Source organism: Noviherbaspirillum humi, assembly GCF_900188095.1.
Lineage (GTDB): Bacteria > Pseudomonadota > Gammaproteobacteria > Burkholderiales > Burkholderiaceae_D > Noviherbaspirillum > Noviherbaspirillum humi.
In genome coordinates this window covers 112,000-133,581 of sequence record NZ_FZOT01000010.1, presented here as the reverse complement: position 1 = coordinate 133,581, position 21,582 = coordinate 112,000, and the positions used below count along the sequence as shown (strand labels likewise).

16 protein-coding genes are annotated in these 21,582 nt (G+C 62.0%); 9 read left to right on the top strand and 7 right to left on the bottom strand.

Features of this window, described 5'->3' with window-relative positions; translation table 11 throughout:
- Positions 1–22: 22 nt before the first annotated feature.
- The gene (locus CHB88_RS15175; RefSeq protein ID WP_089400174.1) at positions 23–2,149 is read right to left on the bottom strand and encodes a diguanylate cyclase domain-containing protein; all 2,127 of its coding nucleotides are present in this window, start codon (positions 2,147–2,149) and stop codon (positions 23–25) included.
- A 630-nt stretch (positions 2,150–2,779) separates the two neighbouring features.
- Positions 2,780–3,787 (bottom strand): Bug family tripartite tricarboxylate transporter substrate binding protein, encoded by a 1,008-nt coding sequence (locus CHB88_RS15170; protein ID WP_089400173.1) that lies wholly within the window; start codon positions 3,785–3,787, stop codon positions 2,780–2,782.
- Positions 3,788–4,135: 348 nt separating this feature from the next.
- Between CHB88_RS15170 and CHB88_RS15165 the strand changes: the two genes are divergently transcribed.
- Positions 4,136–4,594, top strand: a complete 459-nt coding sequence (locus CHB88_RS15165; RefSeq protein WP_089400214.1) for a (2Fe-2S)-binding protein — start codon at positions 4,136–4,138, stop codon at positions 4,592–4,594.
- Positions 4,595–4,596: 2 nt separating this feature from the next.
- Complete coding sequence (locus tag CHB88_RS15160) at positions 4,597–6,804, top strand: xanthine dehydrogenase family protein molybdopterin-binding subunit (RefSeq protein ID WP_217900180.1); 2,208 nt, start codon at positions 4,597–4,599, stop codon at positions 6,802–6,804.
- Positions 6,805–7,002: 198 nt separating this feature from the next.
- On the opposite strand, the gene CHB88_RS15155 is transcribed toward CHB88_RS15160, so the two are convergent.
- Together CHB88_RS15155 and CHB88_RS15150 are read right to left on the bottom strand one after the other, a co-directional pair.
- Positions 7,003–7,527 carry a hypothetical protein gene (locus tag CHB88_RS15155; RefSeq protein WP_089400171.1) on the bottom strand — a complete coding sequence of 175 codons (525 nt, stop codon included), beginning with the start codon at positions 7,525–7,527 and terminating at the stop codon, positions 7,003–7,005.
- Positions 7,528–7,601: 74 nt separating this feature from the next.
- Positions 7,602–8,006: a hypothetical protein gene (locus tag CHB88_RS15150; RefSeq protein WP_143131309.1), complete on the bottom strand. Its 405-nt coding sequence runs from the start codon at positions 8,004–8,006 to the stop codon at positions 7,602–7,604.
- Positions 8,007–8,323: 317 nt separating this feature from the next.
- On the opposite strand from CHB88_RS15150, the gene CHB88_RS15145 reads away from it, so the two are divergent.
- The 3 genes from CHB88_RS15145 to CHB88_RS15135 all read left to right on the top strand — a co-directional run bounded on the left by CHB88_RS15145 (position 8,324) and on the right by CHB88_RS15135 (position 12,688).
- Positions 8,324–10,240 carry a DUF4153 domain-containing protein gene (locus tag CHB88_RS15145; protein WP_089400169.1) on the top strand — a complete coding sequence of 639 codons (1,917 nt, stop codon included), beginning with the start codon at positions 8,324–8,326 and terminating at the stop codon, positions 10,238–10,240.
- Between the two features lie 301 nt (positions 10,241–10,541).
- Positions 10,542–11,108, top strand: coding sequence for a hypothetical protein (locus tag CHB88_RS15140; protein WP_143131308.1), 567 nt, complete (start codon positions 10,542–10,544; stop codon positions 11,106–11,108).
- Between the two features lie 329 nt (positions 11,109–11,437).
- Positions 11,438–12,688, top strand: a complete 1,251-nt coding sequence (locus tag CHB88_RS15135) for a TIGR03862 family flavoprotein (RefSeq protein WP_089400167.1) — start codon at positions 11,438–11,440, stop codon at positions 12,686–12,688.
- 150 nt (positions 12,689–12,838) lie between these two features.
- On the opposite strand, the gene CHB88_RS15130 is transcribed toward CHB88_RS15135, so the two are convergent.
- A complete protein-coding gene (locus CHB88_RS15130) occupies positions 12,839–15,043 on the bottom strand; it encodes an OsmC domain/YcaO domain-containing protein (protein ID WP_089400166.1) in 2,205 nt (734 codons plus the stop codon).
- 226 nt (positions 15,044–15,269) lie between these two features.
- On the opposite strand from CHB88_RS15130, the gene CHB88_RS15125 reads away from it, so the two are divergent.
- Entirely contained in the window at positions 15,270–15,770 is a 501-nt protein-coding gene (locus CHB88_RS15125) for a DUF2127 domain-containing protein (protein WP_089400165.1), read from the top strand.
- A gap of 180 nt (positions 15,771–15,950) precedes the next feature.
- On the opposite strand, the gene CHB88_RS15120 is transcribed toward CHB88_RS15125, so the two are convergent.
- Positions 15,951–16,730: an IclR family transcriptional regulator gene (locus CHB88_RS15120; RefSeq protein ID WP_089400164.1), complete on the bottom strand. Its 780-nt coding sequence runs from the start codon at positions 16,728–16,730 to the stop codon at positions 15,951–15,953.
- A 172-nt stretch (positions 16,731–16,902) separates the two neighbouring features.
- Here CHB88_RS15120 and CHB88_RS15115 point away from each other — a divergent pair, with 172 nt between their 5' ends.
- From CHB88_RS15115 to CHB88_RS15105, 3 genes are read left to right on the top strand one after another with little or no spacing between them, the layout of a single operon-like run.
- Entirely contained in the window at positions 16,903–17,895 is a 993-nt protein-coding gene (locus CHB88_RS15115; protein WP_089400163.1) for a tripartite tricarboxylate transporter substrate binding protein, read from the top strand.
- A gap of 27 nt (positions 17,896–17,922) precedes the next feature.
- Positions 17,923–18,723, top strand: coding sequence for an enoyl-CoA hydratase/isomerase family protein (locus CHB88_RS15110; RefSeq protein ID WP_089400213.1), 801 nt, complete (start codon positions 17,923–17,925; stop codon positions 18,721–18,723).
- 5 nt (positions 18,724–18,728) lie between these two features.
- Complete coding sequence (locus tag CHB88_RS15105; protein WP_089400162.1) at positions 18,729–20,816, top strand: acetate--CoA ligase family protein; 2,088 nt, start codon at positions 18,729–18,731, stop codon at positions 20,814–20,816.
- A gap of 183 nt (positions 20,817–20,999) precedes the next feature.
- Here CHB88_RS15105 and CHB88_RS15100 read toward each other — a convergent pair whose 3' ends face one another.
- Positions 21,000–21,563, bottom strand: coding sequence for an NADPH-dependent FMN reductase (locus CHB88_RS15100; protein WP_089400161.1), 564 nt, complete (start codon positions 21,561–21,563; stop codon positions 21,000–21,002).
- Positions 21,564–21,582: the final 19 nt, after the last annotated feature.

Genomic DNA, 21,582 nt, shown 5'->3' with positions numbered 1-21,582 from the left:
TCCTGCCGGATTCCCGCCGAACTCAGGCGAATGCTTCGGATTTCAATGATTTCGCCGGATGGATGGCGTACCGGTTGCGTCCCGCTTTTTTCGCGCTGTACATTGCCTGATCCGCCAGCCGGACAAGCTCGTTCGGAGCGGTGCCGGCCCCCGCGCTGATGGCGATTCCGATGCTGGTCGAGACCTGGACGGTGTGTCCGTCCACCTGCATCGGTGAATTGATCGCATCCAGTATCTTTTCGGCCATGACGACAGCGGCCGCATGCGCCTGGTCCAGGTCCTCGGCAACGATCACGAACTCGTCGCCGGACAGACGGGCGACCATGTCGCACTCGCGCAGGCGTGCCCGCAGCCGGCGGCCGAATTCGAGCAATACCTGATCGCCAACCTGGTGACCATATGTGTCATTGATCGCCTTGAAGCAATCGATATCCAGGAACATGGCGGCCATCTGCTTTCCGCTGCGCCGCGCGCGGAAGATGGCATCCCTGAGGCGTTGCATGCAGGCGGCCCGGTTCGGCAATCCCGTGAGCGCGTCGGTCAACAAGTCCTGCTGCAATGCCAGCTGATAGTTCCGGGTGTCCGTGACGTCATGCGCCACCACATAGAATCCGTGCGGGCAGTGTCCCTTGCCGGCCGCCATGCCGTCAGGGATGAATTGCAGCTGCAGATGCTGCACACCGTTGCCGGCTGGACGGGAGTGGTCAAACGTGACGGCTTCTCCTTGCCGCGCCTTGGCGATTTGCGGAAGAAGCTTGGCGTACGCAGGCTCGCCGAGGATGGCGCCAAGCGTGGCGCCCAGATAAGCGGCAGGCGGCGCGCCAAGCCATTGTTCGCACACGCGATTGATGAAATTGCAGCGCCCTTCGCCGTCAACATAGGCGATCAGCACCGGGATGCTGTCTGTAATGGTGCGCAGTCTTGCTTCGCTCGAAGCGAGATCCGCCGTACGGTCCGCGATTCGCTGCTCGAGCGAGAGATTGAGTTTTTGCAGCGCGAGCTGATTTGCCTGCAGGTCAGTCACAAGCGCCGAGAGCGCCGACCCGAGTCCGTTGACTTCGCTATAGCCTGAAACGACCGGGCGCAAGCTCGATGACCGCCCTGACATCAAGTCCTTGGCCGCTGCCGAAAGGGATGCCAAGGGCCCGCTGATGCGACGTGCGTTGAAGAGCCCCAGCAGGGAAAACAGCAGGGCGATGGTTAGCCCGCTCCAGAAAACATGCTGCTGCATTTCCCTTACCTGCGCATACGCTTCGTTCGCATCTTGCCGCACCAGCATTTTCCAGCCCAAGCCCGGATAGGATTGGTAGCCGCGGGTCGCACTGAAGCCGACCAGATATTGCTTGCCGTCGGGCCAGCGTTCCACCATGTATCCATCCCGGCCTTCGCGGGCAGCGGCAACGCTCGGCAGGTCGATGCGCATTCCGATCAAGCCTTGCGGGCCGAGCAGCACCGTTCCATCGCTGGCAACGACGATGCCCTGCGCTGGCAGCCGGCCCACGCCTGTCGACAGAACGGATCGTTGCACATCGTCGGCCCAGCTCCAGCTCAAATGGGCGCCAATGACGCCCACCGGTCGCCCGTTCGCGTCGCTGAACGGGAAGGCCACGTCGACGAACCGCAGGGGCTCGCCAGTGGGATTGGGAAGCTTGCTCGCGAGCAGCTTGGCATCATGGACATCGCCGATGTGAACCCCTCGCAGCGCATTGCCGAACCAGGGTCGCTTCGACACATCGGCGCCGACCAGCAGCCCATTGGTTGCCGCCAGCACTTTTCCATTCAGGTCCGCGATGCCGATCCAGGCGTAACTGGGATAGGTTGCCTTCATCTGGTCCAGCAGGCGCTGCTTGTCGGCTGCGGACTCGGCCGGGTCGGCCAGAAATTTTCGGGCGGCGAGCAGCTCGAATTCCCGATAGCGTTCGAACATGCCCTTGTCCAGCTTGTCACTCGCCTGGAATGCCAGGTTTGCAAGCTGCATGCCTACTTGCTCACGCATCTTGGCAGTGGCGGAAATGCCAATGACATAAACGATCACCAGCGTGAGCGCGGTCGACAGCAGGCAAAACCAGAAAGCCAGGCTGGCGCCGAGACTCCAAACCGGAGCCTTCAGGCCCGAAAGCGCCTGTCTTATCGTGTTCATTGAAAGCATGGGTCTAATCAGACGAGGATGAGCGTTTCCGTTTTAAACGGAAAACAGAATGAGGAACGTAAGGCGGCAATAGGTAGGCTTTGTCTCAACGGATCAACTGCGGCTCACTCCATGGCACGTCCACCCGAAGGACGGCAGAAGCTTACATTGATTTCTTTCTCTGGGGCAAGATTTCGTTGTAGGTTTCCTGCCACTCATTCTTTGCGACCGTAGCCGGCTTGGAAAGCAGCAAGGCCCCGAGCGGCAACCTGCCTTGTCATCGAATTTTCCTCGGCAGGTGCCCTCCCCATCGCGCGGACGTATTCCACGATGCTCCCGCGCTGCGCGCACATTCCCGTGGCCAGCGGCACCGCCACGGCAAGCGTACGTATGTACACCCGCACATCATGTGTGTGATGCGATGTCTGCGACAGCCGCCGATGCCCTGCCTCGCTCAATCGGAACCGTCCATGGCAAGTCCCTCTTGCATTCTCATGAAACGCGGCAGTCAAAGACCATTCGGTTACCTGCTTGGTACCACCGCAAGCGAAAGCCATTCATTACGGCCACGCCGCCTTGAAAAAACACCGCGGTTAAAAAAAACCGGCGCAATGCGCCGGCCGAAAACCTCAACCTCTGTGGTTGAATTCCTTACTCCTGCTCGATTTTCGCGTCCTTGATCACCTTGCCCCAGTACTCGTACTCGGCGCGGGCGGTCTTCAGCAATTCTTCCGGCGTGCCCAGCTTGGGGTTGATGCCCTGCTGGTCGAGCGTGGTCTTGACGTCGGGCGACTGGATGGCCTCGCGCAGAGCCGCGTTGTAGGCGGCCACCAGTTCCTTGGACATGCCCTTCGGACCCCACAGCGCATACCAGCCGTCGGCATTGAAGTTGGTGACACCGGCTTCGTGCAAGGTCGGCACCTTGGGGAAGGTCGGGTCGTGTTCCTTGCGGGTGGCGCCGAAGATCTTCAGCTTGCCGCTGTTGGCCAGCGGCACCGCCATGTGCAGCGGCATGATGGTCAGCATGACGTGGCCGCCGAGCAGGTCCTGGAAGGCCGGGGCGCTGCCCTTGTAGGGAACGTGGTTCCATTGCACCCCGGTCATGCTGGCGATCTGCTCCATGCAGAGGTGGTGGAAGGTGCCCTTGCCCGGCGAGGCGTAAGTAACCTGGTTCGGGTTTTTCTTCAGGTAGGCAATCATTTCCTTCACGTTCGATGCCGGGAAGGAAGGATGGGCCACCAGCGCATAGTTGGTGTTGCCGATCATGCCGATCGGCTCGAAGCTGTTGATGACGTCGAACGGCACCTTCTTGTAGAAGTAAGGCAGGGTCAGCGCGGTATTGGTGCTGACCATCACCGTCTGGCCGTCGGGCGCGGCCTTGGCCACCGCCTCGCTGCCGATGATGCCGGAAGCGCCGGGACGGTTCTCCACATACGACGGCTGGCCGAGACGCTTGGTGATGGTCGTGGGCAGCAGTCGCGCGCAGAGATCGGGCGTGGTGCCGGGCGTGAAGGGAACGATGATCTTGATCTGGCCGTTCACCAGCTTGGGCTGGGCGCGCAGCGCCGGAGTCGCGCCGGCCATGGCGGTGCCAGCGGCGGCAAGCAGCATCCGGGTCAGCTGACGGCGCTTCTGATCGATGTCGTTGAAATGGCTCAAAGTGGTCTCCTTCTGGTAAGGGATGTGGCCAGGCCGTCTTGTTGTGGTCCTGCGGTTCGGCTAAGCCATCATCGCCGGCAATCGCTGAAAAGGCCAGCGTCTTCCGGTGTTCAGCGCGCTAATATATCATGGTCATGTTTGAGCGGGCTATATTTTTATAGCGCGCTCATTTTTATCGCATGCACCTCGCGGCTGTCGTGACACTCGGTTTCGAAAGCATGCGCCAAAGCAATAATCCGCTGGTAATATTGCCCGATCCCCGGCTGGCAGGGCGGCGGCGGATGCGGAGACAGCGTGGCGTTCCTGACCGGCGCCACATGCATCATCAACAATAAACAAGGACGATTCATGCAATTAGACATCAATGGCAAGAAACTGGAGGCGGACGTCGCGCCGGATACCCCGCTGCTGTGGGTGCTGCGCGATACCCTAGGCATGACGGGCACCAAGTTCGGCTGCGGCATGGCCCAGTGCGGCGCCTGCACGGTGCACGTCGACGGCGCGGCCACCCGCTCCTGCGTAATGCCGGTGGCAGCGCTGGAAGGCAAGAAGATCACCACCATCGAAGGCTTGTCGAAGAACGGCGAGCATCCGCTGCAGAAGGCCTGGGTGGCGGAGAACGTGCCGCAGTGCGGCTACTGCCAGTCCGGCCAGATCATGACCGCGGCCGCCTTCCTGAAAACCAATCCCAAGCCCAACCGCAAGCAGATCGTGGATGCGATGAGCGGCAACGTCTGCCGCTGCGGCACCTACAACCAGATCGTCTGCGCCATCGAGCGCGCATGCGGCACGCGCAAGGGAGCCTGAGCATGGACCAGCACAGCACCAGCATCAAGCTCTCGCGCCGCCAGTTCCTGCTCGGCACCGGCAGCGCCGTGATCGGCGTGTCCTTCGGCGCCGGCGGCCTCGCCGCTGCCGGACTGGCCCAAGCCCAGCAGTCCGGCATGGCGCCGAACCAGTGGATCACCATCGGCACCGACGGCATCGTCACCATCGTTTCCCCCGCTTCCGAAATGGGCCAGGGCACCATGACCGCCATGCCGCTGTGCGTGGCGGAGGACCTGGATGCCGACTGGAGCAAGGTAAAAGTCGTACAGGCCGGCCTCGACGCCAAATCCTACGGCAACAAGCTGTTCGGCGGCGCCATGGCCACCGGCGCTTCCCGCACCACCCGCGGCTATTACGAGTCGCTGCGCCTGGCCGGCGCCCAGGCGCGCCAGGTGCTGCTGCTGGCCGCCGCCGACAAGTGGGGCGTGCCGGCTGCGGAACTGTCCACCGAACCCGGCGTGGTCAAGCATGCGAAGAGCGGCCGCCGCATGGGCTATGGCGAGATCGCCGCCTTCGCCCAGGTGCCGGACAAGCTGCCGCAGGTCACCCCGGCCATGCTCAAGCCGATCAAGGATTGCCGCTACATCGGCAAGGGCGTCAAGCGCATCGACATCCAGGACAAGACCACCGGCCGCGCGAAATACGGCATCGACGTCCGCCTCGACAACATGCTGTACGGCGCCATCCTGCGCGCCCCGGTGCAGAAGGACAAGCCGGTGTCGGTCGACGACAGCGGCGCCAAGGCGGTCAAGGGCTACGTCAAGACGGTGATGCTGCCTTACGGCGTCGGCGTGCTGGCGGAAAACACCTGGGCCGCGCGCCAGGCGAAGGAAGCGTTGAAGGTGACCTGGAGCGGCGATTCGCCGGCGAAGACCTACGACAGCGAGGAAGTGGTCAAGGCGTACCAGGCGGTGGCCAACGATCTCGACGCATCCAAGATCGGCGTGGTCGCCGAGAAGCATGGCGAGGCGCGGGAGAACATCGCCAAGGCGGCGAAGGTGCTGAAGGCCGATGTCCAGGCGCAGCACGTGGCGCACATGACGATGGAGCCGATGAACGCCACCGCGCGCTGGACCGGCGACAAGCTGGAACTGTGGACGCCGACCCAAGGGCCGTCGATCGCCGCCGGCGCGCTGGCCGCCATCCTCAAGGTGCAGCCGGCCAACCTCACCATCAACACCACGCTGATGGGCGGCGGTTTCGGCCGCCGCGTGGAGCCGGACTTCTCCATCGACGCCGCGCTGATGGCCAAGGAAGCCGACGGCCGCCCGGTGAAGGTGACCTGGACTCGCGAGGACGACGTCAGGCACGACAAGTTCCGTCCGCTGGTCGCCCAGCACATGGAAGTCGGCCTGGATGCGCAGGGCAACATCGTCGGCTGGCATCACCGCCTGGTGGGCGAGTCCATCTATGCCCGCGCCAACCCCGGCCTGTTCGCCAGCGTCGGCGGCAAGGATTCGCCGTTCTACGAGGGCGCCGAGATCAGCTACGGCATCCATGACAAGCAGATCGAGTTCGTGCGTCAGCAGCGCGGCGTGGATGTCAGCTTCTGGCGCGCCGTCGGCGGCGGCTACACCAAGATGGCGATCGAGACCATGATCGACGAGCTGGCCGCCGAACGGAAGATGGACCCGGTGCAGTACCGCCTGCAGCTGCTGGAAAAGCAGCCGCGCGCCCAGGCCGTCATCCGCGAAGCGGCGAAGATGGCCGGCTGGGGCAAGAAGCGCCCGGCCGGGCGCGCGCTCGGCATCGCCTACTCCGACATGTGGGAAACCCATGTCGCCGAAGTGGCGGAAGTGTCGGTGGACAAGAAGACCGGCGCGATCACCGTGCACAACGTCTGGGCGGCGGTGGATGCCGGCGTGGCGGTGCTGCCGCAGAACGTGGCGACCCAGATCGAGGGCGGCATCCTGTTCGGCATATCCGGCGCGCTGAAGGAGCAGGTGGTGTTCAAGAACGGCGAGCCGCAGCAGTCGAACTTCCATGACTACCCGGTGCTGCGCATGAACGAAGTGCCGAACGTCACGGTGAAAGTGATCCAGACCGACAACCCGCCGGGCGGCGTGGGAGAGAGCGGCCTGCCGCCGATCGCGCCGGCCATTTCCAATGCGGTGGCGACGCTGACCGGCGTCCGCCTGCGCAACCTGCCGATGCGGCCGGAGGCGGTGCAGGCGGCATTGTCGGCCTGATCGCCAGCGCTCCCGGTTGAGATTGGCCTTCGGGCCGTAGCGCCGCTTATCGCGTGTCGATAGGCGGCGCTTTTTTACATAGCACCTATGGGTAGTCGTTTGCTCTGATGTATCACCATCAAGCCGCCTGAATCACCACTATGTAAGGGGCTCGGCCGATCCCGGCTCACAAATTGTGCAGTTGTTGAATGGACTGATTCAATTAGACATTGTCCGCTTCAATGCTTTCATCGCGCGAAAGCACATGCAGCCCTCCCGCAATGCCAGCAAGGTGGTCGTCACGATAAGAACGATGCCGAAGCCAATACCGCTTCTCTGTCCGACCGATAGCCAACTCGAATTCGGGCCGAAATTCATGATCACCAACCCCAAGGCAAGAAACGCCCCAACCACACCCAGGATGATCATGGCGACGCCATCGTCACCATAAATTGATCCGTCATCATGGTTGATCCATCCGTATATGCGTTGCCAGCGCCTCGGTCGCGAAAGAGCGACGGTGACCTCCATGCCATCATGCAGATCCGGATGTCCGTCGACTACGGCCGAGTAAATCGTCGTACCAGCCGACACAAAATTGAAAATGGTATAGCGGCCTCTGCTTGAACTACTCCGGCTCACTCCAAAGATTTTCTCGAACGAGACCGTTTCTATATGCATGGTCTTTAATAAGAAAGCGTTGAGAGGCGAAAGGCAGATAACTATGACGGCTTTGTACGGCATGCTGGCAGGAGAACATGGCGGAAGCAATACCACAGATTCGTGATCCGTAATCTCTGAGTATTAGCCCCACGCTCCTATCGTTCAGCCATGGACGGCGGCGTGATGCGGTTGTCGTGATACCGACGCAGGTAGGAATGCAACACAAGTCGGCCATCGCCATCACGCCTCGCCTTGGCAATGATGATTCCCTCTTCCCCAGGCTTGAGATTGGGACCGCAGCTCGTCATCCTGAATTTCAAATCGACTTTGTCTCCCGTATGAATCCGCGAGTCGGATGTGTCCAGGACTTGCAGAATCCTTGCCACCGCCGTTCCGTCATCCGCATCGAATAGGGAAACCTTTGCGATGATGTCCGCGTCGGGCCGCGGCTCTGGGATGGTCTTGAAGAAAATCGTGTCTTCCAGACTGAGGCCCAAGCATGCATTCGCCGGGGATGCCAGCAGCAGTAAGCAACAAATCAATGCAGCGGAATAACGCATGGTTCTCTCCGAGGGTTGGGTAATGCAAGACGCCACATGCAATTGAACAATCGATCGTCAAGCGCAAGCGCCACGCTATTGATGATCGCCTCATCCTGCAATTGAAATCGACACGCCGGCCTATCCAGTTGGTGGAATAGAACTGCCGTTGCAGCAAACTGCGGAAAAAGCTTACAGCGTCCATGAATGACAGTGACCCTTGGCAAACGGGCAAGTAGAATGCCCGCACGGCCCATCAACCGCGTCACGTTGAATTTCAGCTACTGCATTTCCCATCGAGCCGGCGTGGAAGCCAATCGCATTCAATCGCTCGGTTCATGCTCGAAACTCGCCGTTTGTCCATTGCAATAAAGCGCTCGCCGCAAAATCCGGCGAAATGCAGCAACCAAACATGGAGGGAACTCATGCCGACTTTAGCCGCCGATCAAGAAGCTCCTTTGCCGGAGTCGGCAGTAACTGCCCGGGAAGGATGGCTTCGGCTCCTGACCGGCGGGCTGCAGGGACTTCTTCTATACGTTTTATACTTTTCGGCCACCTCGGATTGGTGGTCACCGGCCAATCAGATTCTTTTCGCGCCATTGCTGCTGGTAAGTCTGTTTGCGCCGATCCTGCTGATCGTCAGCCTGGGTCATTTGCGACGGCGGCCGGCATCGATCTGGCTGGCCATAGCCGCCGTCATCATCGCTTCACTTGGCGTGTATGACATATGGCGCGGCGACACGGCTGCATCGACTCTCTCATCTCGCGGCAATGTCTCGTTTCCATCAACCTTGCTGGTTTTCTTCCTTGCCATCGGTTTTTTCATTGCGCATTCATTGCTGTTGTCGGGGGTGCAGGACAAAAGGCATATCGCGCGGTACGCCACGCACTTCGAGAATGCCTGGAAGCTCATTATCCAGCTTGGCTTTTCCTATGCGTTCGTTGGCGTGCTCTGGGGAGCGCTTTTTCTTGGCGCCCTTTTGTTTTCCCTCATCAAACTGGATTTCCTGCGCGACCTCCTGGAAAAGTCATGGTTCGCAATTCCGGTGACGACCCTGGGCTTTTCCTGCGCGCTGCACATCACCGACGTTCGGCCCGCCATCGTGCAGGGCATCCGCTCATTGCTGCTGGTACTGCTGTCGTGGATCCTGCCTGTCGCCACGCTCATCGTGCTCGGCTTCCTCGTCAGCCTTCCGGTGGCCGGTTTGCAACCGCTGTGGGAGACGAAAAGCGCCACGGCAATACTGCTGGGGGCGGCCGCCATGCTCGTGGTGTTGATCAATGCCGCTTTCCAGAATGGCGAAGTATCAAGCGCCATTTCGCGCATCGTGCGAATCAGCGCAAGGTTGGCAGCCCTTGCCTTGCTGCCCGTCGTGGCTCTCGCCATCTACGCGCTTTATCTGCGGGTGCATGAGCATGGCTGGACCACCGACCGCATCATCGCGGCATCTTTTCTGCTGGTCGCAACATGTTATGCGCTTGGTTACGCAATTTCGGTATTTCATCCTGTATGGATGCGGTCGGTTGCTCGGACCAACATGGCAACCGCCTATCTCATCCTGGTGGAACTGCTGGCGCTGTTTTCGCCGCTGTTCGATCCGGCACGTATCTCAGTCAACAGCCAGCTGGCGCGGCTGCGGGGAGGAAGAATCGCAGCGGCTGAGTTCGACTATGAATACCTGCGCTTTCAGGGCGCCCGTTACGGAAGGGAGGCGCTCGAACAGTTACTTCAGGCGCAGGGAACGGATGCGGAAACGATACGGCGAAAGGCACAAGCCGCGCTTATGAAGAAGAACCGCTGGGATAAGCAGGAAGGCGCGAGTGTCAGTAGTGATCAACTGTCTCGGAACATCACAGTCTGGCCGAAAAATGAAAGATTGCCTTTTGCTTACACCAGCCAGCAATGGGCGGCAAGTGATCAAGCATGGCAATTGCCGACCTGCCTGCGGTCGCCACAGTCCAAATGCGATGCCTTCATGCTCGATATCACGGGTGACGGTAAAAACGACATTCTTCTGCTCCCAGCCGAAAAGCATGTTTCAGGCGCCATCTTCGTCGAAGGCGCCGACCATTCTTGGTGGCTGTTCGGCACCCTTCCCCTTGCGCTAACGGGATGCGACTCGTTCCGAGAGAAGTTAATAGCCGGTGATTATCGACTTGAACCGGTCAGGACCAGGCAATTGAGGGTCGGGAACCAGTCGATTGAAGTACACAAACAATACAGAAGCAGCAACGTGACATGTCCTTCCGAGTGAAACCGCGTCGCAGTGCCTCACATGATTGCGGTGATTTCTCTTTGCTGGCCAAGCGGCATCTCGGCAGAGGCTAGGATAACCACGCCGGCCGCAGTGACTCCCACTATGCTTTCAGAAGAAAGCAGTAGGTGACTCGCCCAGATGGGTGCAGCCATTTAATGAGCTCGCAAGTAGCATCTGGTGGTCGATTTTTGATGTGCGTGAAATTTTGAAACGATGCAAGCGCTGCATGGAAGGTACGCAAGACGGTTCGAACCCTATCAGCAGTCATTTGGCATATATTCAACACGGGAGAAAATCGATGGCATGGGAAACCTTTGAGTGGAATGGGATAAAGGGAGTCAGCGGTGACATTCCCATCGACCTGTTCGCTACGACATTGAAGCAAATCGCCGATGCTTATGAAGAACGGTTTTCTCGAAAGCCCACCAAAGCGGAAATCATGTACGCGCTGGAGGCCGTTCTGGCGCCTCTCCCTGCCAGATACATTTCAGACTTTGAGAACCCGATACCCGAATCTTTAAACAAAGACTCCAGTGACGAGCAAGGCAGACTGCTTGATACCGATCGATACGAAGGCATTTATACCGATGTCTCCATTCCTGGCTATCACGCTGTGATGGAGCGCCGTTCAGACGGCGGTGTAAATGTTGTTGAAGCGATCCGAGTTATCACCTTAGAGGTTCGGGATTCAATATTGATTTGCGATTACGAGATAAATAAAAACCTTACAGATGAAGATGCACGGCTTTTAATCACGACCGCTCTTCTGCAAAAATTCTACGCAAACGATTACAAGAATGAAGCCGCGTCTATCCGTTTCTCGAACAAGCAGACCGGTCGGCAGTGCACATGGGCATATGATTGAGGCCGGCTGTTTTGTTATTAGGACCAATTCTTGCCAGATTGCTTTGTAAGAAGCAATTGCAAGGTTGAGCCCTGCCAGGAAGTGTCCTTATGAGCAAGCAGTCTCGTCGCGGTAGTAAAGACGGTCTGGTTGCCGAATATAAACGAGCGCATGTAGCGGAAAGTTGTCGTTCCCTCATCCATTGCCAACTACGGCTAACTAGGCGCCTATCCAGTATCATGTCGCCCTGCGCAACGCGAAGCCGCAGCAAGCTCTAGCCACTGCCTATGCATCCGCGGGCCTGCTATACCGCTCTGCCGCCTTCCTGAAAACCCCACAGCTTGATCCCGATGCCCGAATTCTCCCCCGTCCAAGTCGCCATTATCGGAGGCGGTCCGGCCGGCCTGATGGCTGCGGAAGTCCTCGCTCAATCCGGCATCCAGATCGACATCTACGACGCCATGCCGTCGCCCGGCCGCAAGTTTCTGCTGGCGGGCATCGGCGGACTGAACATCACCCACAGTGAAGACTACGAGGTTTTCTGCAGCCGCTACGGCGACGGTCAGACTCAACTGCAGGCGATGCTCGACCGCCTGCCGCCACAGGCGCTGCGCGACTGGGTGCATGGTCTTGGCATCGATACCTTCGTCGGCAGTTCCGGCCGCGTCTTTCCGGCGGAGATGAAGGCAGCGCCGCTGCTGCGGGCCTGGCTGCACCGACTGCGCGATGCCGGCGTGCGGCTGCATACCCGGCATCGCTGGCTGGGGTGGGATGAGGATGGCGCGCTGCGCATGGCAGGGCCGTCCGGAACCTTCATCCTGCGCCCGCGTGCGACCGTTCTCGCGCTCGGCGGCGCCAGCTGGACTAAGCTCGGATCGGACGGCACTTGGGTGCCGCTGCTGCAGGCGCGCGGCGTGCGGATCGCACCACTGCAAAGCGCCAACTGCGGTTTCGAAGCAGCCTGGAGCCCTTACCTGCGCGAGAAATTCGCCGGCGCGCATCTCAAGTCGGTGGCGCTGATGCTGACCGGCCGGGATGGCCGGCAGGAACGCAGGCTGGGGGAAATGGTGGTCAGCGATTTCGGTGTCGAAGGCAGCCTGATCTACGCGTTCTCCGCAAAGCTGCGGGAACTGATCAATAGGGACGGCAAAGCGACCTTCCTGCTTGACCTAGCCCCCGGACGCAGCGCCGAACAGGTGCTGGCGGAAGTCAGCCATCCGCGCGGCGCGCGTTCCGTGTCCAGCCACCTGAAGAGCCGCCTCGGGCTGGGCGGCGTGAAGGCCGCCCTGCTGAATGAAGTGCTGAGCCGCGAGCAGATGCATGACGCGGCGGCGCTCGCCGCTGCCATCAAGGGATTGCCGATCACAGTGCATGCCGCGCGGCCGCTGGAGGAGGCGATCAGCACGGCGGGCGGCGTGTGTTTCGAGAGCGTGGATGAGCACCTGATGCTCCGCGACGTGCCAGGCGTGTTCGTCGCCGGCGAGATGCTCGATTGGGAAGCGCCTACCGGCGGCTATCTGCTGAATGCCTGCTTCGCCACGGGTGTGGCGGCAGGCTTGGGCGTGAAGGCGTGGTTGGACCAGGTGAAGGCGGCAAACTGATGCGACGGCCGCCTGATGCAGGGAAGCCGGCGAACTTTGCCGGCGGCATCAGCACGGCTGCATGCCGGCACGGGGGCTCGTGCAGGCATCGACCCTATCCCTGCACTGGGTGATGGAAGGCATCACCGTTACCGGTGCTGCCTTGTTTCATTAACGCGCTGAAGCCGCAGCCTTCGCCCGCGCCACATGCAGCTTCCGGTAGCTGTCGATCAGGCGCTGGTGACGGTCGAGGCCTTCCAGTTTCATGCTGGTCGGCGTCAGGCCGAAGAAGCGCACGCTGCCGTCCACCGAGCCCAGCACCGCGTTCATGCGCGCATCGCCGAACATGCGGCGGAAATTGACGATGTAATCGTCCAGCTCCAGTTCCTCATCAAGCATTACTTCCAGAACCACGTTCAGCGCCTGATAGAACAGGCCGCGATCCACCGTGTTGTCGTTGTACTGCAGGAAGGCGCCCACCAGCTCATGCGCCGCCTCGAAGTCCTGCAAGGCGAGGTTGATCAGCAACTTCAGCTCGAGCACCGTGAGCTGGCCCCACTCGGTGTTTTCGTCGAACTCGATGCCGATGAGCGTGGCAATGTCGGAGTATTCATCGAGCTCGTTGTTTTCCAGGCGGTCGAGCAGCGCTTCCAGGCGGGCGTTGTCGAGGCGGTGCAGGTTCAGGATATCCTCGCGGAACAGCAGCGCCTTGTTGGTGTTATCCCAGATCAGGTCCTCAACCGGATAGATTTCCGAATAACCGGGGACCAGGATCCGGCACGCAGTCGCACCGAGCTGGTCGTACACCGCGATGTAAACCTCCTTGCCCATCTCTTCGAGAATGCCGAGCAGGGTCGCGGCTTCCTCGGCATTCGAGTTTTCGCCGTGGCCGGAGAAATCCCACTCGACGAAATCGAAATTCGCCTTGGCGCTGAAGAAGCGCCACGACACCACGCCGCTGGAATCGATGAAGTGTTCGACGAAGTTGTTCGGCTCGGTGACGGCATTGCTGACGAAGGTGGGCTGAGGCAGGTCGTTCAAGCCCTCGAAGCTGCGGCCCTGCAGCAGTTCAGTCAGGCTGCGCTCCAGCGCCACCTCGAAGCTGGGATGCGCGCCGAAGGAAGCAAAGACGCCGCCGGTGCGCGGGTTCATCAAAGTGACGCACATCACCGGATAGGTGCCGCCCAGCGACGCATCCTTCACCAGCACCGGAAAGCCCCGCTCTTCCAGCCCCTGGATGCCGGCCAGGATGCGCGGGTATTTCGCCAGCACCTCCTGCGGCACATCGGGCAGGGTCAGTTCGCCTTCCAGGATCTCGCGCTTGACCGCCCGCTCGAAGATCTCGGACAGGCACTGCACCTGGGCTTCCGCCAGCGTGTTGCCGGCGCTCATGCCGTTGCTGACGAAGAGGTTTTCCACCAGGTTGGACGGGAAATAGACCACCTTGCCATCCGATTGCCGCACGAAGGGCAGCGAGCAGATGCCCCGCTGCGCATTGCCCGAGTTGGTGTCGATCAGGTGCGAGCCGCGCAGCTCGCCGTCGGGGTTATAGATGGACAGGCAGTACTCGTCCAGAATTTCCGCCGGCAGCGCATCCCTGCGCCTGGGCTTGAACCAGCGCTCGTCCGGGTAATGCACGAAGTCCGCGTTCGCGATGTCTTCGCCCCAGAATGAGCCGGCATAGAAATGATTGCAGTTGAGCCGCTCGATGTACTCGCCCAAGGCCGACGCCAGCGCGCTTTCCTTGGTCGAGCCCTTGCCGTTGGTGAAGCACATCGGCGAGTGCGCATCGCGGATATGCAGCGACCACACATTGGGCACGAGATTGCGCCAGGAAGCGATCTCGATCTTGATGCCCAGGTCCGCCAGAAGGCCCGACATGTTGGCGATGGTCTGCTCCAGCGGCAGGTCCTTGCCCGGAATATAGGTGCTGGCGCCGGGAGCCGGCTTCAGCGTCAGCAGCGACTGGGCATCGGCATCCAGGTTCTCCACTTCTTCGATCACGAACTCGGGCCCGGCCTGCACCACCTTCTTCACCGTGCAGCGCTCGATGGAGCGCAGGATGCCCTGGCGGTCGTAGGCGGAGATATCCGGCGGCAGCTCGACCTGGATCTTAAAGATCTGCTGGTAGCGGTTCTCCGGATCAACGATATTGTTCTGCGACAGGCGGATGTTTTCGGTCGGAATGTTGCGCGTGACGCAGTACAGCTTGACGAAGTAAGCCGCGCACAGGGCCGAGGAAGCCAGAAAATAATCGAAGGGGCCGGGTGCGGAGCCATCGCCCTTGTAGCGGATGGGCTGGTCGGCGATCACCGTGAAATCATCGAACTTGGCCTCGAGACGAAGCTTGTCGAGAAAATTGACTTTAATTTCCATGGGGGATTTTCAGAAATGCTGCTCGTATTGACGTGGCCGCTATTATCCGCCAAGTGGGCCTCCCGCAAGGAAAAGGCGTAACCATGGTCGCTTTGTCATGCAGCCGCATTGCCCTGTGTCGAGCGCCCGCGCGGCGAAACGGCTACCATTTGCACATTCCTCTGACGCGGGCGGCGCGGCATCGGATCCCGCTCCCGCTGCTCTCCTTCATCGGTTGATTGATTTCATGAACCTCGACAACCCACGCCTTCAAGCCCGCGAGGCGACGCGCCTGGCAGAAGGACTGCGCACGGTGGCCCTGCTCGAGGCGACCAAGGGCATCGTCGTGCTGCTGGCAGGCATGGGCATGTTCGCCCTGCTGCATCAGGATGTGCAGGCGCTGGCGGAGCGGCTGGTGCAGCATGCGCAGCTGAACCTGGCGTCGCACTACCCGCGCATTTTTCTCGACCTCGCTGCCGGGCTGAACGATCGCCGTCTGTGGCAACTCGCGGCTGCCGCGCTCGCCTATGCCCTGCTGCGGATGGTGGAAGCGTATGGCTTGTGGCGCCGCCGGCAATGGGCGCAATGGCTGGCCGCGCTCAGCGGCGGCATCTACCTGCCCTTCGAACTGGCGGAACTGCATCGCCAGGTCACTGGACTGGGCCTGCTGGTGCTGGCGGTGAATGCGGCGATCGTGGGCTTCATGGCTTACAGCCTGCATCGTGAGCGGGCTGCTGCGGCAGGATGAAGGAGGAGAGGCTTGGGTGCGAGCCGCCATCGTAGCGTGTCCGGGAGCAGGACCGGAAACCTTGGCGTTGCGACGGCTTGCTTCCGCATTCCGCCTCTCCCGTGCCGGCAACTGCCAACGCTTTCAGCCTGCGGTCAAACATCTTCCGTCACGGTCCCTGTCAAGCCTGAATCCATCAACTCACATCGCTTCAATCATGCGGCGCATGCTGACCGCCAGTGCCAGCAATCCCGGCGCCAATTCCGATTCCACCGCCGCGGAAGCGGCTTGGGTGGAGACGCTGAAATTCAGCACATAGACCGGATGTCCATCGGCGACGATAGGCGTCGCCAACGCCACTACTTCAGGCTGCCAGCATGCGACGCAGTAACCTCGCTGTCGGACATTCTCGATGGCCGCGAGGATCTGCCGTTCCAGCTCGCGCCACCCTCCTGTCCGGCGGCTCTTGAAATGCGCCATCAAGGCGTGCCGCTGTTCATCGGGCGCTGCCGCCAGATAGGCACGCCCCAGCGATGTCAGCTCGATCGGCACGCGCTGGCCCGCCACGACATTGCGCAGGGTCGGCTTGCGGTTATAGCGCACGGATTCCAGGTACACCATCTCTTCGCGGTCGGCGATGGCCAGCCCCACATTGATTTTTTTCTTTTCGGCTACCACCCGCATCATGGGGCTGACGGCTTGCAGCACGGGCGAGCCGGAGCGCATTGCATGCGCCAGGCTCAATACCGGAGCGGCCAGGCGATAGGCTCGCCGGCCACGGTCATAGTCGAGCAAGCCGGTTCCGACCAGCGTCTGGGTCAGGCGGCTCACCGTGGCGCGCGACAGTCCGGTACGTTCCGCCAGTTCGCCGTTGCCCAGCAGGCTGGCTCCCGGCCGGAAGGCGCGCAGGATTTCCACGCCGCGTTCAAGCGAGCGATTCTGCGGCGGTTGCTGTAGCCGGCCGCGCTTTGCCGTGCTCATCGATCGTTTTCCATGTGCCGTGTTTCTTCATGACCTCATTTCCACCAGATGGAAATAGGAGCAATCATGGCCCGATCTTAACGCATAAACTGCCGACAACCGAGAAGAGCAAGGGCACAGGCCTCTTTGGCCGCACACCTTCCATTCATCCACCTTCCTTCAGGAGACAACCATGCAAAAGCTTTGGCGATTCTCGCTTCGCAATGGCGGCGCCATCCTAACGCTCGCGGCAACGCTCACCGGCATCTGCGCCGGCTCCGCTTTCGCCGCCTATCCGGAAAAGCTCGTGAAAATCGTCGTGCCTTTCGCGCCTGGGGGAGGAACGGACTTGATCGCCCGAGCACTCGCGACCGAGATGTCCAGGGACCTTGGACAATCCGTGATCGTCGAGAACAAGCCCGGCGCCGGCACCATCATCGGAACGGAAGCGGTCGCCAAGAGCGCGCCGGATGGCTATACCCTGTTGATGGCGACGTTTGCTCATGCGGTCAATCCCGGCATGCAAGCCAAATTGCCTTACGCAACGGACAAGGCCTTTGCGCCTGTCGTGCTGATCGGCCGCTCGCCGAACATTCTCGTCGTCAAATCGGAAAGCCCGTACAAGTCGGTCCAGGATATCGCTGCCGCCGCCAGGGCCAAACCCGGCAGCCTGACTTACGCATCGCAAGGCAACGGCACGTCGGCCCACCTGGCCGGCGAATTGTTCAAGAACCTGGCCAAGGTCAGCCTGACCCACGTTCCCTACAAGGGCGCCGGTCCCGCGCTTACCGACCTGCTGGGCGGCCAGGTGGACATGATGTTCGGCACCGCTGCCGCCGTCACGCCTTTCATCCAGAGCGGGAAGCTGCGTGCCCTGGGAGTGACCACCGCGCAGCGTTCCCCGGCCTATCCGAACGTACCGACAATCGCCGAGAGCGGCGTGGCCGAGTATGCCGCGGAGAGCTGGTATGGCTTGTATGCCCCGGCCGGCACGCCACCGGACGTGATCGCCAGGATCAATGCCGCCACGAAGAAGGCGACCCAGTCCGACGCTTTCCGCAAGCGCGCCCAGGAGGAAGGCCTGATCGTCAATGCCGGCGCGCCGGCCGAACTGGACGCCTATGTGCGCGGCGAGGAAGCCCGCTGGCGGAAGATCGTCAAGGAAAGCAATATCACCGCCAACTGAACCAACGACATCGCAAGGATGGATACCATGAACACCGAACTCATCGATCTGCAGATTCAGTCTGGAATCGCGACCATTTACCTCAATCGCCCGGAGAAACGCAATGCGATGAGCGACGACATGCGCGCGCAGTTCATCGCGGCGCTGGAGCGCGTTGCCGCGGACAAGTCGATCCGCGCCCTGGTGCTGACCGGGAACGGCAAGGGCTTCTGCGCAGGCGGCGACGTCGCCGGCATGGAGCGGCGCATGCAGGCACCGGCCGGCGAAGTGGCCTTCAACGGCTGGAGCCGCCAGCAGCGGGTCCATTACACGGTATCCCTGCTGCACACCATGCCCAAGCCCACCATCGCCGCGGTCAATGGCGCCGCTTCCGGTCTCGGCGCGGACACGGCGCTCGCCTGCGACTTCATCATCGCCAGCGACGCGGCCAGCTTCACCTGGTCCTATATCCATCGCGGCCTGATCCCCGATGGCGGCGGGATGTACTTCCTGCCGCGCCGCGTCGGCCTGGTCAAGGCCAAGGAGTTGATCTTCAGCGGCCGCAAGGTGGGCGCCGAGGAGGCGCTGCGGATCGGCATCGCCGACCGCCTGACCGGCGCCGATGCGCTGGTTGCCGATGCCCAGGCATGGGCGGCGGAACTGAGCAAAGGCTCGGCCACCGCGCTGGCATTGGGCAAGACCATCCTGAACCAAAGCTTCGAACTGCTGGCCGAGCAGGTCTTCGCACAGGGCAGCCAGGCCCAGGGCATCTGCTATACCAGCACCGAGCACCGCGACGCGGTCATGGCGTTCCTCGAAAAGAGCGCTGCGCGCACCGGCAAGGAGTGAGAAACATGGACGCGATTTCCCGCCTGCTCAAGCCGCGCAGCGTCGCCGTCATCGGCGCATCCGCCGATGTGAAAAAGACCGCCGGACGTCCGGTATCGTACTTGCTCAAGCATGGCTTCAAGGGCGCCATCTACCCGGTCAATCCGCGCGTCGAGAGCATCGCCGGATTGCGCTGCCATCCCGACGTCGCGTCGCTGCCGGAGGTGCCCGACGTCGGCATCGTGCTGCTCGGCGCGGAGCGCGCACACCTGGCGGTGCGGGAGCTGGCGGCGCGCGGCGCGGCGGCGGCCATCGTGCTCGCCAGCGGCTATACCGAAACCGGCGAGGAGGGCGCCCGGCGCCAGAAGCAACTGCTGGAAGCGGCCGGGAAGATGCGCCTGCTGGGGCCCAATACGATCGGCCTAGTCAACCTCACCGACGACATCGTCCTGTCCGCCAGCGGCGCCCTGGAGATGGCGCATTTTCCGGCCGGCGCGGTTGGCGTGGTGTCGCAAAGCGGCGGCATCCTGGGCGCGCTGCTGTCGCGCGCCGCGGCCCGGGGCATCGGCTTGTCCAAGCTGGTTTCCACCAGCAACGAAGCCGACCTCGACCTGTCCGACTTCATCGATCACCTGGCCGATGATGAAGCGACCAAGGTCATTGCGCTGTATGTCGAAAGCGTGCGCAATCCCGACACCTTCCGCGCCGCCGCGTTGAAGGCGGCGCGCGCCGGCAAGCCGATCGTGGCATTCAAGATCGGCCGGTCGGAGGCCGGCGCCAAGGCCGCCGTCTCGCATACCGGCGCGCTGGCCGGCGCCGACCGCATGTACGATGCACTGTTCAGGCAGGTTGGCATCATCCGCGCGCAGACATTTGCCGATCTGCTCGACATTCCCGCGGCATTGGCAACGGGACGCGTGCTGCGCGGCAATCGCGTCGCCGTGCTGACTTCCACCGGCGGCGCCGGGACTCTGGTGTCGGATAACCTGGGCGTGTCCGGCTTCGAGACCCCGCCGCCGGATGAAGAGACCGCGGCCCGCCTGCGGGCGCTGCAGAGCGGCGACCACGCGGCGCTCGACCGGAACCCGATCGACGTGACGCTCGCCGGGCTGCAACCCGACCTGCTGCGGGGAGCGATCCAAGCGCTGCTCGACAGCCCTGGCTATGACGCGCTGTGCATCATCGTCGGTTCTTCCGGCCTGGCGATGCCCGAGCTGATGGCCGGCGCGATCCAGGACTGCATGCATACCAGCGACAAGCCGGTCCTGGCATACGTAAGTCCGCATGCGCCCGAAGTGGCCGCGCTGCTTACCCAGCGCGGCGTGCCGGCTTTCATGGCGCCGGAAAGCTGCGCGGCGGCACTTGGCGGCATGCGCCAGGCGGCGCGCTGGCGTGCGCCATCCATGCAGCCGGGCCTGCAGGCACAAGCGTCGACCGCAGAACTTCCGGTTGGATCACTCGATGAAGCCCAGGCCAAGCAGCTGTTCGCCCGCTTCGGCGTGCCGGGGGTGCGGGAGGCGGTGGTCAAGACCGCAGCCGAGGCCGAACGCGCCGCGCGGGAGCTCGGGGAGGGCGTGGTGCTCAAGATCCTGTCGAACGAGATTACCCACAAGAGCGATGTCGGCGGCGTCGCCGTCAACCTGAAGCCGGAAGAAGTCGGTACACGGCTGGAAGCGATGACCGTCGAAGTCCGGTCCAACACCGGCATCGCGCCCGATCGGTTCCTCGTGCAGGAAATGATCAAGGGCGGCACGGAACTCATCCTGGGCTTCCACCGGGATGCGCTCGGCTCGGCGATTCTGCTCGGCATGGGCGGCATCGCGGCCGAGCTTTTCAATGACACCACGATGCGCCTGCTGCCGCCGGCAGGCGGACTCAGCCGAACCGAGGCGCTGGAACTGGCGCGGGAACTCAAGAGCTGGCCGCTTCTCGACGGCTTTCGCGGCCGTCCGAAGGCAGACGTCGATGCCCTTGCATCGGCCATCGTCGCCTTTTCTGAAATGGCCGCGCAGCTGGGAAGCCGTCTCGTCGAAGCCGAAATCAATCCGCTGTTCGTCCTGCCGGAAGGGCAAGGGGTGCGGGCGGCCGATGGCGTGGTTGTGCTCGGCCAGTAGGCCGGCGGCGGGTATGGCGTGGATGTGGCGCAGCTGGCGACGGCCGCCCGTGGTTCTCCTGCACGGGCGCTACCGTGATCGGCAGCGCCGGAGGACGTGGCTGCAACGGTCATTCGCCGTCGACGCAACTGGTCGACGGCTTGGGCGCGGTCGGGCGGCGCTTTCCTGAAATCCGCCGCGTCCTCAGGCCGCCTGCTTCGCCGCGTGCAGCTGCACCCAGCCGGCGACGGCATTGGCGAACTTGGTGAGAAATTCGCGGGTGCTGTCCACCGTCAGCTTGCCCTCGGCGTCGAACAGGTTGGCCACGCCGCCGATATACGCTTCCGGCTGCTGCATGCAAGGCATGTTGAGGAACACCAGCGACTGGCGCAGGGCGTGATTGGCGCCGAAGCCGCCCATCGGGCCCTGGGAGATGGACACCACGGCCGCCGGCTTCCCTCCCCAGGCGGCCTTGCCATAGGGGCGCGAGCCGACGTCGATGGCGTTCTTCAGCATCGCCGGCACGCCGCGGTTGTATTCCGGCGTGACGAACAGGATGCCGTCGCAGGCACGCAGGCGGTCGCGGAACTCGAGCCAGGTGGCGGGCGATTCGCCTGCGTCTTCCAGGTCCTGGTTGTAGAACGGCAGATTGTCGATCGGGATGATCTCCATCTGCATGCCGGCGGGGACCAGCTCGCCGATGGCGTTGGCGAGCTTGCGGCTGAAGGATTGCTTGCGGGGGCTTCCGACGACGACTCCGATTTTCATAGGGCTTTTCTCTCGCTGA